The organism is Variovorax sp. Root434 (assembly GCF_001426595.1).
Classification (GTDB): Bacteria; Pseudomonadota; Gammaproteobacteria; order Burkholderiales; family Burkholderiaceae_C; genus Variovorax.
Map to the genome: position 1 here is coordinate 73,655 of NZ_LMEK01000026.1, position 13,878 is coordinate 87,532.

13 protein-coding genes are annotated in these 13,878 nt (G+C 67.3%); 12 read left to right on the top strand and 1 reads right to left on the bottom strand.

Going from position 1 to position 13,878, the window contains the following annotated elements; genetic code table 11:
* Positions 1-79 precede the first annotated feature (79 nt).
* Both ASD05_RS25090 and ASD05_RS25095 read left to right on the top strand, forming a co-directional pair.
* On the top strand, positions 80-283 hold the full coding sequence (locus tag ASD05_RS25090) for a YdcH family protein (protein ID WP_007828249.1): 204 nt from the start codon (positions 80-82) through the stop codon (positions 281-283).
* Positions 280-2,358, top strand: a complete 2,079-nt coding sequence (locus ASD05_RS25095) for an ATP-dependent DNA helicase (RefSeq protein ID WP_056598093.1) — start codon at positions 280-282, stop codon at positions 2,356-2,358. Before ASD05_RS25090 ends, ASD05_RS25095 begins: the two co-directional genes overlap by 4 nt.
* 7 nt (positions 2,359-2,365) lie before the next feature.
* Here the strand turns inward: ASD05_RS25095 and ASD05_RS25100 are convergent, their stop codons facing one another.
* Positions 2,366-3,172, bottom strand: coding sequence for an outer membrane protein assembly factor BamD (locus tag ASD05_RS25100; RefSeq protein WP_056598095.1), 807 nt, complete (start codon positions 3,170-3,172; stop codon positions 2,366-2,368).
* Between the two features lie 50 nt (positions 3,173-3,222).
* On the opposite strand from ASD05_RS25100, the gene ASD05_RS25105 reads away from it, so the two are divergent.
* The 10 genes from ASD05_RS25105 to ASD05_RS25150 all read left to right on the top strand — a co-directional run bounded on the left by ASD05_RS25105 (position 3,223) and on the right by ASD05_RS25150 (position 13,874).
* A complete protein-coding gene (locus tag ASD05_RS25105) occupies positions 3,223-4,221 on the top strand; it encodes an RluA family pseudouridine synthase (protein ID WP_056598097.1) in 999 nt (332 codons plus the stop codon).
* A 129-nt stretch (positions 4,222-4,350) separates the two neighbouring features.
* Positions 4,351-5,199, top strand: a complete 849-nt coding sequence (gene scpB, locus ASD05_RS25110) for an SMC-Scp complex subunit ScpB (RefSeq protein ID WP_056598099.1) — start codon at positions 4,351-4,353, stop codon at positions 5,197-5,199.
* Positions 5,196-7,007, top strand: coding sequence for a pseudouridine synthase (locus tag ASD05_RS25115; protein ID WP_056598105.1), 1,812 nt, complete (start codon positions 5,196-5,198; stop codon positions 7,005-7,007). The genes scpB and ASD05_RS25115 overlap by 4 nt, the downstream gene beginning before the upstream one ends.
* Positions 7,008-7,160: 153 nt before the next feature.
* Positions 7,161-7,586 (top strand): nucleoside-diphosphate kinase, encoded by a 426-nt coding sequence (ndk, locus tag ASD05_RS25120; RefSeq protein WP_007828277.1) that lies wholly within the window; start codon positions 7,161-7,163, stop codon positions 7,584-7,586.
* 21 nt (positions 7,587-7,607) lie between these two features.
* Positions 7,608-8,756: a 23S rRNA (adenine(2503)-C(2))-methyltransferase RlmN gene (gene rlmN, locus ASD05_RS25125; protein ID WP_056598110.1), complete on the top strand. Its 1,149-nt coding sequence runs from the start codon at positions 7,608-7,610 to the stop codon at positions 8,754-8,756.
* 4 nt (positions 8,757-8,760) lie between these two features.
* A complete protein-coding gene (gene pilW, locus ASD05_RS25130) occupies positions 8,761-9,615 on the top strand; it encodes a type IV pilus biogenesis/stability protein PilW (protein ID WP_056598113.1) in 855 nt (284 codons plus the stop codon).
* Positions 9,608-10,573 carry a helix-turn-helix domain-containing protein gene (locus tag ASD05_RS25135; RefSeq protein WP_056598115.1) on the top strand — a complete coding sequence of 322 codons (966 nt, stop codon included), beginning with the start codon at positions 9,608-9,610 and terminating at the stop codon, positions 10,571-10,573. Before pilW ends, ASD05_RS25135 begins: the two co-directional genes overlap by 8 nt.
* Positions 10,570-11,850, top strand: coding sequence for a flavodoxin-dependent (E)-4-hydroxy-3-methylbut-2-enyl-diphosphate synthase (ispG, locus tag ASD05_RS25140; protein ID WP_056598118.1), 1,281 nt, complete (start codon positions 10,570-10,572; stop codon positions 11,848-11,850). Before ASD05_RS25135 ends, ispG begins: the two co-directional genes overlap by 4 nt.
* Positions 11,851-11,864: 14 nt before the next feature.
* Positions 11,865-13,175 carry a histidine--tRNA ligase gene (gene hisS / locus ASD05_RS25145; protein ID WP_056598120.1) on the top strand — a complete coding sequence of 437 codons (1,311 nt, stop codon included), beginning with the start codon at positions 11,865-11,867 and terminating at the stop codon, positions 13,173-13,175.
* 6 nt (positions 13,176-13,181) lie between these two features.
* Positions 13,182-13,874 (top strand): YfgM family protein, encoded by a 693-nt coding sequence (locus tag ASD05_RS25150; protein WP_056521702.1) that lies wholly within the window; start codon positions 13,182-13,184, stop codon positions 13,872-13,874.
* Positions 13,875-13,878: the final 4 nt, after the last annotated feature.

Genomic DNA, 13,878 nt, shown 5'->3' on the forward strand with positions numbered 1-13,878 from the left:
CTGTCTTCTCGGAGATTCGTGTCAGGACGTATTATCGAATGAACACGCGCCGCGAAAACCTCGCAGCCGCTCCCCACCGTTGGACTCCAATCTTCACTCCCTTTCCCGCCAGCTGATCGAATTGCGCATCGAGCATGCCGATCTCGACGCCACCATCGACCGGTTGGCCGAGGGCTCGCCGCAAGACGAGCTGCTGCTGCGGCGCCTGAAAAAGCGCCGCCTCGCACTGCGCGACCAGATCGCGCGCCTCGAAAACGACCTCGACCCGAAAGAGCCGGCGTGACGGGGGCGCTCGAAGACCAGGTGCGCGACGCCTTCGCGCAGGACGGCGCGCTGTCGCGTGCCGCCGAGCAGTTCCGCGAGCGCGCGGGACAGACCGAGATGGCGATAGCCGTGGCCCGCACCATCGACCAGGGCGGCGTGCTGGTGGTCGAGGCGGGCACCGGGGTGGGCAAGACTTTTTCGTACCTCGTGCCGGCCCTGCTGAGCGGCGAGCGCGTACTGCTCTCGACCGCCACCAAGACGCTGCAGGACCAACTGTTCGGCCGCGACCTGCCGCGTCTCGTCGAAGCCTTCGGCCTGCCGGTGCGCACCGCGCTGCTCAAGGGGCGCGGCAGCTATCTGTGCCTGCACCGGCTCGACCTGGCGCGCCACGATGCTTCGTTGCCTGAACGCGGCAGCTTGCGCACGCTCGCCAAGATCGAGCAGTGGTCGAAGGCCACGCGCACCGGCGACCTGGCCGAGCTGCCGGGGCTGGACGAGCGCTCGCCGCTGATCCCGCTGATCACCTCCACGCGAGAGAACTGCCTGGGCGCGCAATGCCCGCAGTTCAAGCCCTGCCATGTCAACCTGGCACGGCGCGAGGCGCTGGCGGCCGACATCGTGGTCATCAACCACCATCTGTTCTTTGCCGACCTCGCGGTGCGCGAGACCGGCATGGCGGAGCTTCTGCCGACCGTGAGCGTGGTGGTGTTCGACGAAGCGCACCAGCTCAACGAAACCGGCGTGCAGTTTCTCGGCGCGCAGCTCGGCAGCGGGCAGGCGCTCGACTTCGCGCGCGACATGCTGGGTGCCGGCCTGCAGCATGCGCGCGGCCTGGTCGACTGGCAGCAGCTGGTCGCGGCGGTCGAGCGCGCCGCGCGCGAACTGCGGCTCGTGGTCGGCAAGCAATGGCCCGGCGCCAAGCTGCGCTGGCTGGGTGCCTCGCCCGAGGGTGTCGATCCCGATGCGTGGCAGCGCGCGTTGGACGACCTGCTGCAAGCGTTCGAGCTGTCGGCCGAGGGGCTCGCCACCGTCAGCGAAATCTCGCCCGACTTCGTGCGGCTGCACGAGCGGGCCCGCCAACTCGCGAAGCGCATCGCGCGCTTCGCCTTGCCATGCGAGATCGATTCGGTGCGCTGGGTCGATGTGGGCTCGCAGCTGCGGCTCATCGAATCGCCGCTGGACATCGCCGACGCCATGCGCAAGCGGGTGCTCAAGATCGCCGAGGCAAACCCCGATGCGGCCGATGACGACGACGAGGATCTCGACGGCTATGGCGAGCGGCCGGCGCGCGAGACGGCGGCGCAGCACGATGGCGGCCGCGCCTGGGTCTTCACCTCCGCAACGCTGGGCGACGAGCCCACGCTGCGCTGGTTCACCGAGCCCTGCGGCCTGCAGGACGCGGAAGTGCTGCGCGTGCAAAGCCCGTTCGACTATGCCTCGCAGGCAGCGCTCTATGTGCCGCGTGCGTTTCCCAAGCCCAACGATCCGTCGCACAGCCAGCGCGTCGCCGAGCTGGCCGCGCGCGGTGCGACCGAGCTGGGCGGCCGCACGCTGGTGCTGACGACCACGCTTCGCGCGCTACGCACCATCGGCGACGCGATGAGGCAGCAATTCGAACTGCTCGACGCAGAGGCGCGGCCCGAGGTGCTGGTGCAGGGCGAACTGCCCAAGCGCGTGCTGATGGATCGCTTCCGCGAAGGCGCGAGCGCCGGGCGCGCAGGCTGCGTGCTGGTGGCATCGGCCTCGTTCTGGGAGGGCTTCGATGCACCGGGCAATGTGTTGCAACTGGTGGTGATCGACAAGCTGCCGTTCCCGCCGCCGAACGATCCGCTGGTCGAGGCGCGTTCACAGCGCCTTGAAGCGCAGGGGCGCAGTTCGTTTGCCGACTATTCGCTGCCCGAGGCGGCCGTGGCGCTCAAGCAGGGGGCGGGGCGACTGATTCGGCGCGAAACCGACAGCGGCGTGCTGGCGATCTGCGATACGCGGCTGGTGGCCATGGGCTACGGCCGCCGGTTGCTGGCGGCGCTGCCACCGATGCGGCGGCTCGAAAACGAATTGGATTTCGAGGCTGCGCTGGCCGCACTCAAGACTTAATTAGGGGCTACCAGACCTTCCACCAAGGATCGTCCTTGCCCTTGAAGCCGTTCGCGAGGTAGGTGCTCTTCGGATAGTTGGTGGTCAGCACGCGTTGGGTGTCGTCGCGCAGGTCCTTCATGCCCAGGGCGTCGTACGACTTCACCATGATGTACAGGGCTTCTTCGAGCGCCGGCACTTCGCGGTAGTCGGACAGCGCGACCTGGGCGCGGTTGATGGCCGCCAGGTAGGCGCCGCGCGAATAGTAGTAGCGCGCCACGTGAACTTCGTACTGTGCGAGCGAGTTCACGATGTAGTTCATGCGCTGGCGCGCGTCAGGGGTGTAACGCGACTCGGGGAAGCGCGTGACGAGGTCCTTGAACGACTCGAAAGATTCCTTGGCGGCCTTCTGGTCGCGCTCGGACAGGTCCTGGCGCGTCATGAACGCGAACATGCCGAGGTCGTCGTTGAAGTTGATCACGCCCTTGAGGTAGAGCGCATAGTCGATAGCGGGGCTCGCCGGGTGCAGCTTCATGAAGCGGTCGACGGTGGCGATGGCGTTCGCCTTTTCGCCCGACTTGTACTGGGCGTAGGCCTTTTCGAGCTGCGCCTGCTGCGCGAGCGGCGTGCCGGCGGCGCGGCCTTCGAGCTTCTCGTACAGCGGCACGGCCTTGTCGTAGGCGCCCGATCCGGCCTCGTCCTTGGCTTCCGAATAGATACGGTTGGGGCTCCAGTTGGCGGTCTTGTCGACGGAGGTCGACGAGCAACCAGCAGCCAGCACAGCCGCGGCGCTGAGCGCGATCCAGGCGGGGACCGATAATTTGGCGCGAAACATCACATACGGCTTTCGTGAAACAGTTGCCCTCAATTATATCGACCGACCCTTTGGACAATACCCCTGAGGCGCTGGAGGTTCCCGAGTTCGAGGAGGGGGCCGATCCGATCGAACCCAGCGAGCAGCGGCCCTTCGTCATCGACCCGGCCCAGCACGGCCAGCGGCTCGACCGCGCGCTCGCCGCGCTGGTGCCCGAGTTTTCCCGCAGTTACCTGCAGCAACTGATCGAGGCTGGCGCTGTCGAACTGCAGGGCCGCACGCTGACCAAGGTCTCGGCCACCGTCAAGGCGGGGCAGGCCGGCCGCATTGAGCTTCGTCCCACACCCCAGAGCCAGGCCTTTCGGCCCGAGCCGATGGACATCGTCACCGTGTACGAGGACGAACACCTGCGTATCGTCGACAAGCCCGCCGGCCTGGTCGTGCATCCGGCGCCGGGGCACTGGAGCGGCACGCTGCTCAATGGCCTGCTGGCGCTGGACCCGAAGGCCGTGCTGCTGCCGCGTGCCGGCATCGTGCACCGGCTCGACCGCGACACCAGCGGCCTGATGGTGGTGGCGCGCACCCGGGCCGCCATGGATGCGATGGTGGCGCTGATCGCCGCCCGCGAGGTCAAGCGGCAGTACCTGGCCATCGGCCACAAGCCGTGGGAGGGCGCCGCGGGCCGGCAGGTCGACGCTCCCATCGGGCGCGATCCGCGCAATCGGCTGCGCATGGCCGTGGTCGATCTCGAGCGGCACGCGGGCAAGACGGCGCGTACGCTGATCGAGCGGCTCGACAGCAACACCGAAGGCTGCGCCGTGCGCTGCACCCTCGAAACCGGGCGCACCCACCAGATCCGTGTGCACATGGCGTCGATCGGCCATCCGCTGGTGGGCGATGCGCTCTACGGCGGGGCGCCGGCGGCCGGGCTGTCGCGCCAGGCGCTGCATGCATTCAGGCTGGCCTTCGTGCATCCTGTCACACAAGCGGCGCTGGAGTTCCGCTCGCCGCCGCCCGCCGACCTCGTCCAGGCTTTGCAGTCCTGGGGGCTGGATTACAATCGCGCCTGACGGCCCGAGGGCCGCGCCGGTCACCCGAGGCCGGCCTTGCGTTTGCATTTGCCGCGTGCCTGCAGCGCCTACTCCTTTCATCCTTCTGAACTAGCGCCCCGAGGCGCCTTTTCCCGGATAACGCGAACCATGAATACGGCGGATGCCAAGCGCATTCTCGAAACCGCCTTGATCTGTTCGAGCCAGCCGTTGCCGGTGCGCGATATGCGCGTGCTGTTCGACGACGAGCTGGGCGTGGACACCATCAAGGTGCTGTTGCTTGAATTGCAGGAAGACTGGGCGCAGCGCGGCCTGGAGCTGGTGAGCGTCGGCAGCGGCTGGCGTTTCCAGAGCCGGCCCGAGATGCGCGACCACCTCGATCGCCTGCACCCCGAGAAGCCGCCGCGCTACACCCGCGCCGCACTCGAGACGTTGGCCATCATTGCCTATCGGCAGCCGGCCACGCGCGGCGACATGGAAGACATCCGTGGCGTGACGATCAACTCGCTGATCCTCAAGCAGCTGGAAGATCGCGGCTGGGTCGAGGTCATCGGCCACCGTGAAACGGTCGGCCGACCGGCGCTGTACGCAACCACGCGCCAGTTCCTCGACGATCTGGGCCTGGCCTCGCTCGACCAGTTGCCACTGATCGAAACGCCCGCGCAGCAGGCAGCGCTGGTCGATGCCCTTGAGCGGGCGTCCGGCGAACAGCAGGGGTTGCCCATCGATGCCGCGCCCGAGATCGAAGCGCTGGCAGAGGGCGATGCGGATGCATCGGGGATGGCAGAGCTGGAGTCTTCCGCCGCCGAAGCCGCCGAGGCGCAGTTTGCCGAGAACGCCGCAGGCGCCGAATCTCCCGTCGAGCCCGAACCCGAACCCGCGCCAGAACCCGAATCCATACCCGAGCCCGAGCCCGCTCAGGCACCGTCGCCAGAACCCGATGCCCCGTCCCAGGACGAGGCCGACCCTCACGCTCCCTCTCCCGGAAAAACCTCATGAGCACAACCGACACCGAAGACGCGGCGATGCTGCCGGCCGAGCCCGAAGTCAAAAAGAAGAAAAGGGCGGCTCCGTCCAGGAAGGCTGCAGGTGATGCTATTGAATCGGTAGCGCCGGAGGCAGCTGCGCAGGAAATCGCTGCACCGTTGGAGGCCGAGGCGCCCAAGAAACCGAGAGCGCCCCGCAAGAAGAAGCCGGTCGAGCCGTCCGTGGCGGATGAAGCGGTGGCTTTGCCTGTTGCGCAGCCTCCCGAGGCGATCGCGCCGGCGGTCGTTGCCGCAGAGGAAGCCCCGGTTGTCGCTGTCGCCGCTGAAGAGACCCGCAATCCCGCACCGGTCGAAGCCGATCGCCACATCAGCGATGACGGCGAAGAAGAGCGGGACGAAGACGAAGAAGAGCCCGACGAGGAAGAAGACGACCTCGACCGCGCTCGCCGCGCCGCAGAGCGCGAACAGCGCAACGCGCCGCCGCCCGAGCCGATCCGTTTCTCGGACGTCATCTCCGGCCAGTTCGACGCCGACGAAGAAAGCCCCGAAGTCCCGCCGCTCAAGCGCGTGCTGCTGCCCGAGGCGGATTCGCCCAAGCTGCACAAGGTGCTGGCGCAAGCCGGCCTGGGCTCGCGGCTCGAAATGGAGCAGCTGATTCTCCAGGGCCGCATTTCCGTCAACAACGAGCCGGCCCACATCGGCCAGCGCATCCAGTACGGCGACCAGGTCAAGATCAACGGCAAGCCGATCCGCTACCGCATCGCACCCCCGCCGCCGCGCGTGATCGCATACCACAAGCCCGTCGGCGAAGTGGTCACGCATGACGATCCGCAGAACCGCCCGACCGTGTTCCGCAAGCTGCCGCGCCTGCAGCAGGGCAAGTGGCAGTCGGTCGGCCGCCTCGACCTGAATACCGAAGGGCTGCTGCTGTTCAGCAGCTCCGGCGATCTGGCCAACCAATTGATGCACCCGCGCTTCGGCCTGGAGCGCGAGTACGCGGTCCGTGTGCTGGGCGCGCTCACCGGCGAAGAAAAGCAGAAGCTGCTCGACGGGGTGCGCCTCGACGACGGCATGGCGCAGTTCGGCACCATCGAGGACGGCGGCGGCGAAGGCTCGAACTGCTGGTATCGCGTGACCATTTCCGAAGGCCGCAATCGCGAGGTGCGCCGCCTGTTCGAGTCGGTGGGCCACGCGGTCAGCCGGCTGATCCGCATCCGCTACGGCGCCATGGTGCTGCCGCGCGGCCTGAAGCGCGGCGCCTGGATGGAACTCGACGAGCGCGATATCCGTGCGCTGTTCCAGGCCTCCGGCGGCGCGGTTGCCCGGCCCGGCCCGCAGCAGCGTGGCCCGGGGCAGGAGGGCGGTGGCGGCAATGGCCGAAACGGGCGCAACAAGAAGCGCCGAGGCAATCGCAATGGTGGTGGCGGCCAGCAGCCGCGCGACATGCGCGATGGTCGCGACGAAGGCAGCCGCGAAGCGCCGATCCCGAGTCCGCTGGGCGACGGACGTCCGCCGCGCGGCGACCGGGGTGGCCGTCCCAATCGTGGCGGTGGCAACGGCGGTCCGCCTCAAGGGCAGGGACGCCGCGGCAACAGCGGCAACCGCCAGGGCGGCGGCAATCGCCAGCAGGGCGACGACCGCCAACCGAGCGGTGCCAACCAGCCCGATCCGATGAAGACCTCGCTGGGCTACATCGGCGCCGACAGCTTCTCGCGCCAGCGCAAGGAGCAGCGCGGAGGCCCGCGTCGTGGTGGAGGCGGTGGTGGCGGCTTCGGCGGCCAGGGCGGCCAAGGTGGTGGTGGCCGCCGCCGCGGGCGCTGAAAGCCAGCCGTCGGCGCGCGGCCTTTCGCGGGGTTTTCACCAATCCGAAAGGCTGCGCCGGTTAAAATCAGAGGCTTTGTCGACATGTGATGCAACAAGCGTGTTGCAGTTGTGACAAAACACTTCAAAATCAAAGCTCCAGGAAGCATTTCAATGGCTATCGAACGTACCCTCTCCATCATCAAGCCCGACGCAGTTGCCAAGAACGTCATCGGCAAGATCGTTTCCCGTTTTGAAGCTGCCGGCCTCAAGGTCGTCGCCGCCAAGCTGGTGCACCTGTCGCGCAACGAAGCCGAACAGTTCTACGCCGTGCACAAGGAGCGTCCCTTCTTCAAGGACCTGGTCGAGTTCATGATCTCGGGCCCCGTGTTCGTGCAAGTGCTCGAAGGCGACAACGCCATCGCCAAGAACCGCGACCTGATGGGCGCCACCGACCCGAAGAAGGCCGCTGCCGGCACCATTCGCGCCGATTTCGCCGACAGCATCGACGCCAACGCCGTGCACGGTTCGGACGCTGCCGAAACCGCAGCGAACGAAGTCGCTTTCTTCTTCGCCGGCCTCAACGTCTACGCACGCTGAAGCTGTCTGCCGATCGATTCCATGACCACGGCCAATTTGCTCGAATTCGATCTCGAGGGGTTGGCTGCGTTCTGCGAAAAACTCGGCGAGAAGAAGTTCCGCGCCACGCAACTGTTTCGCTGGATCCACCAGCGTGGCGCCAGCGACTTCACCCAGATGACCGATCTGGCGAAGTCGCTGCGCGAGAAACTCGCGACCACCGCGCGCGTGGAGGCCTTGCAGGTCCTCACGCAGCACGAATCCAAGGACGGCACGATCAAGTGGCTGTTCGACGTCGGTGACGGCAATGCCGTCGAAGCCGTATTCATTCCCGAGGACGACCGCGGCACCCTGTGCGTGTCGTCCCAAGCCGGCTGTGCGGTCGGATGCCGCTTTTGCTCGACAGGGCATCAGGGCTTCAGCCGCAACCTGAGCACGGGCGAAATCGTCGCCCAGCTCTGGTTTGCCGAACACTTCCTGCGCAAGCACCTGAAGCGCGACGAACGCGTCATCTCCAACGTGGTGATGATGGGCATGGGCGAGCCGCTGCAGAACTACTCGGCGCTCGTGCCCGCGTTGCGCACCATGCTCGACGACAACGCCTACGGGCTGTCGCGCCGTCGCGTGACGGTGTCGACCTCCGGCGTGGTGCCCATGATCGACCGCCTCGGCGCCGATTGCCCCGTGGCCATGGCCGTCTCGCTGCACGCGCCCAACGATGCGCTGCGCGACGACCTCGTGCCGCTCAATCGCAAGTACCCGATCGCCGAACTGCTCGAGGCCTGCAAGCGCTACCTGGTGCATGCGCCGCGCGACTTCATCACCTTCGAGTACTGCATGCTCGACGGAGTGAACGATCAGCCCGAGCATGCGCGGCAGCTCATCGAGCTGGTGCGTACGCACGGCATCTCGTGCAAGTTCAACCTGATCCCGTTCAACCCATTTCCGGCGTCGGGCCTGCTGCGCTCGCCGCAGCCGCGCGTACTGGCATTCGCCAGGACGCTGAGCGAAGCTGGCCTCGTGACCACCGTGCGCAAGACGCGCGGCGACGACATCGACGCCGCCTGCGGCCAGCTCGCCGGCGACGTCAAGGACCGCACCCGTGCGGCCGAGCGCATGGCCCAGCGACGCGCGGCGGAGCGCCCCATTGTTTTGCATCCGGTCCGCAAGACCGTCCCCCAGGAGCACTGAACCGATGAGCATGGCCATTCCGATGACGACCGCGAGCGTGCAGCGAATGCTGACTGTGGGTTTCGCGGGCGTTGCCATGGCGTTGCTGCTTGGGGGCTGCGTGAACACGCGCACAACCACCACCAGCCTGGCCGACACCAGCTCGGGCAAGGGCGCCGAGATCGTCACCGAGTCCGACGAAACCAGCCGGCAGCGCCGCGCGCGCCTGCGCATGGAACTGGCCTCCGGCTATTTCGAGCATGGCCAGACCACCGTCGCGCTCGACGAGATCAAGCAGGCGCTGGCCGCCGATCCCAACAACGCCGACGCCTACAACCTGCGCGGCCTGGTCTACATGCGGCTCGACGACGCCGCGCTGGCCGAAGACAGCTTCCGCCGCGCCATCGCCATCAATCCGCGCGACCCCAACGCGCGGCACAACTACGGCTGGCTGCTGTGCCAGCAGAACCGCTACGGCGATGCGGCTGCGCAGTTCACGGAAGCCCTGGCCGTGCCGAGCTATGCGGACCGCGCCAAGACGCTCATGACGCAGGGCGTGTGCGAACTCAAGGCCGGCCAGCGGGTCCAGGCGGAGCGCAGCCTCATGCAGGCCTACGAGATCGATGCCGGCAATCCGGTGGTCGGCTTCAACCTGGCTTCGTTGCTGGCGCAGCGCGAAGAATGGTCGCGTGCGCAGTTCTACATTCGCCGCGTCAACAACAGCCCTTCGGCCAGCGCCGAGACGCTCTGGCTCGGCATCAAGGTCGAACGAAAGCTGAACAACCGCGAGGCAGTCGCGCAGTTGGGAGGTCAACTGCAACGACGCTTCCCCCAGTCGCGGGAGGCAACAGCGTACGAGCGCGGGAATTTCAATGACTGATCGGGTTTCGGAGTTCGGCACTTTCGCAGCACAGCCGCTGGAAGAAGGCGACATCACGCACAAGACCGCCGGCGACCTGCTGCGCGAGGCGCGCGAGGCCCACGGCCTGCACATCGAGATGGTGGCCGCCGCACTGAAGGTGCCGCCGCAGAAGCTCATGGCGCTCGAAGCGGACGACATCGCCTCGCTGCCCGATCCGGTCTTCGCTCGCGCCCTGGCGAGCAGCGTCTGCCGCGCGTTGCGCATCGATCCCGCGCCCGTGCTCGCGAAGCTGCCCAGCACGCAAAAGGTGTCGCTGGCCGAGGCCGATCGCACGCTGCGAGGGAACATCGCCTCCAACACGCCGCGCTGGAACAACAACGGCCGCTCCAGTGGGCTGCCTTCGCGTGCGCTGCTGATCGTGGTGGGGCTCCTGCTGGTGGCCGCGGGTGCGCTGTTCTGGTTGCCGCAGTCGGTGTTCGACCAGATCGGGGCTTCCGTGTCGCGACTGACGGCCCGCGGCGAATCCGGTGAGGGTTCGGGGCCTGCCGGCGGACCGGTGTCGTCCAGCGGGACCGGCGCTGTCGCGGAAAACGTGCCCGTGCAGGCCGTGGCGCCGAGCGGTCCAGTGGGCGAGGCTCCCGCGGCCGCCACCCCTGGCGCGCCTGCTGCTGCCGTGGCACCGGTCGCCGCTGTGCCCGTTGCCCCTGCCGCGCCCGCCACTGCAGCCGCCAGTGGCCAGCAACTTGTCTTCGTGGCACGGGAAGAGTGCTGGGTCACCGTGACCGAAGCAGGGGGCAAGCAGCTGCTGCGCCGCAGCCTGAAGGCTGGCGAAACGGTGGGTTTGTCGGGCACGCTGCCGCTGTCCGTCGTGGTCGGTCGCGCGTCGAGCGTCGACGTGCAGGTGCGCGGCCAGCCATACGACCTGAAGCCCGTCACCAAGGGCGGTGGCGTGGCACGTTTCGAGGTGAAATCATGACCGCCGGTTGCCTCCCGCTTCCCATCGAGTCGGCCGCGCCAAAGGCGCGCCGCTCGCGCCAGGCCAGCGTGGTCTGGGGGCCGCGCGTGGTCACGGTGGGCGGCGACGCTCCGGTGCGCGTGCAGTCCATGACCAACACCGACACCGTCGATGCCGTCGGCACCGCGATCCAGGTGAAGGAACTGGCGATTGCCGGCTCCGAAATGGTCCGCATCACGGTCAACACGCCCGAGGCCGCCGCGCAGGTGCCCTACATCCGCGAGCAGCTCGACCGCATGGGCATCGACGTGCCGCTGATCGGCGACTTCCACTACAACGGCCACCGCCTGCTGACCGACTATCCGGCCTGCGCCGAGGCGCTGAGCAAATACCGCATCAACCCCGGCAACGTGGGCAAGGGCGACAAGAAGGACAGGCAGTTCGGCCAGATGATCGACGCGGCCATGCGCTGGAACAAGCCTGTGCGCATCGGCGTCAACTGGGGCAGCCTCGACCAGGAACTGCTCGCCAGCCTGATGGACACCAACAGCCAGCGCGCCGAGCCCTGGGATGCCAAGCAGGTGATGTACGAGGCGCTGATCACTTCGGCGATCGAGTCCGCCAGGCTGGCCGAGTCGATGGGCATGAGCGGCAACCAGGTCATCCTGTCGTGCAAGGTGAGCGGCGTGCAGGACCTGATCTCGGTCTATCGCGAACTGGCCAGGCGCTGCGACTATCCGCTGCACCTGGGCCTGACCGAGGCCGGCATGGGCACCAAGGGCACGGTGGCCTCGGCCACGGCGCTGTCGATCCTGCTGCAGGAGGGCATTGGCGACACGATTCGCGTGTCGCTCACGCCGCAGCCGGGCGAGTCGCGCACGCAAGAGGTGCTGATTGCCAACGAGATCCTGCAAGCCCTGGGCCTGCGCGTGTTCGTGCCGAGCGTCACGGCCTGCCCGGGCTGCGGCCGCACCACCAGCACCACGTTCCAGGAACTGGCCAAGCAGATCGACGACTACCTGCGCCTGCAGATGCCAGTCTGGCGCAAGAAATATCCGGGCGTCGAGACGCTGAAGGTGGCCGTCATGGGCTGCATCGTCAACGGCCCCGGCGAGAGCAAGCACGCCGACATCGGCATCAGCCTGCCCGGCACCGGCGAGGCGCCTGCCGCGCCGGTCTTCATCGACGGCGAAAAGGCCCTTACGCTGCGCGGCGACAATATCGCCAACGAGTTCCATCAGCTCGTCGAAAACTACATCGAAAAGCGCTTTGGCGGCGAACACGCTGCCCTGGCCTGAACCTCCGCAGACTCATGGCTGAAAAACTGAATGCCGTCAAAGGCATGAACGACATATTGCCGCCCGAATCGGCGCGCTGGGAGTGGCTCGAAGCCACCGTGCGCGACCTGATGGGGCGCTATGCGTACCGCAACGTCCGCACGCCGATACTGGAGCACACCGCGCTCTTCGTGCGCGGCATCGGCGAAGTGACTGACATCGTGGAGAAGGAGATGTACTCCTTCCACGATCGCTCGGACAAGTACGGCGACAACGACCACCTGACGCTGCGACCCGAGAACACCGCCGGCATCGTGCGCGCCGCGATCGAGCACAACATGCTCTACGACGGCGGCAAGCGCCTGTGGGCCATCGGCCCGATGTTCCGGCGCGAGAAGCCGCAGCGCGGGCGCTTCCGGCAGTTTCACCAGATCGACGTCGAGGCGCTGGGCTTTGCCGGACCCGACATCGACGCCGAGCTGATCCTGCTCGCGAGCGCGCTGTGGAAGGCGATCGGCCTGACCGACGTGCGGCTGGAACTCAACAGCCTTGGCCAGCCGGCCGAGCGCGCGCAGCACCGCGCACAGCTCATCGCGCACTTCGAGGCGCACGCCGACAAGCTCGACGAGGACGGCAAGCGCCGCTTGCACAGCAATCCGCTGCGCATCCTCGACACCAAGAATCCGGCGATGAAGGACGTGGTCGAGTCGGCGCCGCGGCTGATGGATTTCCTCGGCGCCGAATCGCTGGCGCACTTCGAGGGCCTCAAGGCCATCCTGGACGCCAACGGCGTGGCCTACACCATCAACCCCCGGTTGGTGCGCGGTCTCGACTACTACAACCTCAGCGTGTTCGAGTTCGTGACCGACCGGCTCGGCTCGCAGGGCACGGTGTGTGCCGGCGGCCGCTACGACGGCCTGTTCGAGCAGCTGGGCGGCAAGCCGGCTCCCGCGGTGGGCTGGGCGATCGGCGTGGAGCGCGTGCTCGACCTGATGAAAGAGCAGGGCACCCAGATCCCGGCCCGAGCGCCCGACGTCTATGCCGTCGTGCCCGATGCCGCCGCCATGCCGGTGGTGCTGCGCACGCTGCAGCAATTGCGCGATGCCGGTGTTCGCGTGCAGATGCACGCCGCCACGGCCGACGGTCTTGGCAGCTTCAAGTCGCAGTTCAAGCGGGCCGACAACAGCGGGGCCACCTACGCCCTGATCTTCGGCGCCGATGAACTTGCACGCGGCGAAGTGACTCTCAAGGCGCTGCGCGACGGAAGCGGTGCGCAGACCTTCCGGCCACTCGCCGAAGTGGCCGCCTGGGCCGCCACCCTACAATCGCCGGCTCCCAACACCTGACAGCGCATGGCAACCCATCTCGACCTCGAAGAACAGGAACAGCTCGACCAGCTCAAGCATTTCTGGAACACCTACGGCACCCTGATCACGTGGGCCGTGCTGCTCGTCGCTGGCGCCTTCGTGGCCTGGAACGGCTGGCAATGGTATGGACGCAACAAGGCGGCGCAGGCCTCGTCGCTCTACGACGAAATCGAGAAGACCGCGCAGGCCGGCGATCCGGCGCGCATCGCGCTCGTGCTCGACGACATGAAGAAGCGCTTCTCGGGCACTACCTACGCGCAGCAGGCCGGCCTGCTGGTCGCCAAGACGCTGTACGAAAAGGGCAATGCCGCGGGCTCGCGCGCCGAACTCGAATGGGTTGCGCAGAACGCCGTCGATCCGGGCTACAAGGCTATTGCCAGGCTGCGGCTGGCGGCCGAACTGCTCGACAGCAAGTCCTACGACGATGCGATCAAGCAGCTCGACGGCAGCGTGCCCAAGGAATTCGAACCGCTGGTGGCCGACCGCAAGGGCGACATCTACCTGGCCCAGGGCAAGCGCGCCGAGGCGCAGGCCGAATACCGCAAGGCCTGGACCGGCCTTGGTGCCACCTCCGACTACCGCCGCCTGGTCGAAATCAAGCTCAACGCGGTCGGTGTCGATCCGAAGAGCCTGGCGCCAGTCGTCACCGTTACCCCCGCAGCCCCCAAAACTCCCTGACCGC

Bases quoted from the DNA above. Each gene is read 5' to 3' on its own strand.
- ndk (WP_007828277.1), top strand. From the start codon at position 7,161: ATGGCTATCGAACGTACCCTCTCCATCATCAAGCCCGACGCAGTTGCC.
- scpB (WP_056598099.1), top strand. From the start codon at position 4,351: ATGAATACGGCGGATGCCAAGCGCATTCTCGAAACCGCCTTGATCTGT.
- ASD05_RS25150 (WP_056521702.1), top strand. From the start codon at position 13,182: ATGGCAACCCATCTCGACCTCGAAGAACAGGAACAGCTCGACCAGCTC.
- ASD05_RS25100 (WP_056598095.1), bottom strand. From the start codon at position 3,172: ATGTTTCGCGCCAAATTATCGGTCCCCGCCTGGATCGCGCTCAGCGCC.
- hisS (WP_056598120.1), top strand. From the start codon at position 11,865: ATGGCTGAAAAACTGAATGCCGTCAAAGGCATGAACGACATATTGCCG.
- ispG (WP_056598118.1), top strand. From the start codon at position 10,570: ATGACCGCCGGTTGCCTCCCGCTTCCCATCGAGTCGGCCGCGCCAAAG.
- rlmN (WP_056598110.1), top strand. From the start codon at position 7,608: ATGACCACGGCCAATTTGCTCGAATTCGATCTCGAGGGGTTGGCTGCG.
- ASD05_RS25135 (WP_056598115.1), top strand. From the start codon at position 9,608: ATGACTGATCGGGTTTCGGAGTTCGGCACTTTCGCAGCACAGCCGCTG.
- pilW (WP_056598113.1), top strand. From the start codon at position 8,761: ATGAGCATGGCCATTCCGATGACGACCGCGAGCGTGCAGCGAATGCTG.
- ASD05_RS25115 (WP_056598105.1), top strand. From the start codon at position 5,196: ATGAGCACAACCGACACCGAAGACGCGGCGATGCTGCCGGCCGAGCCC.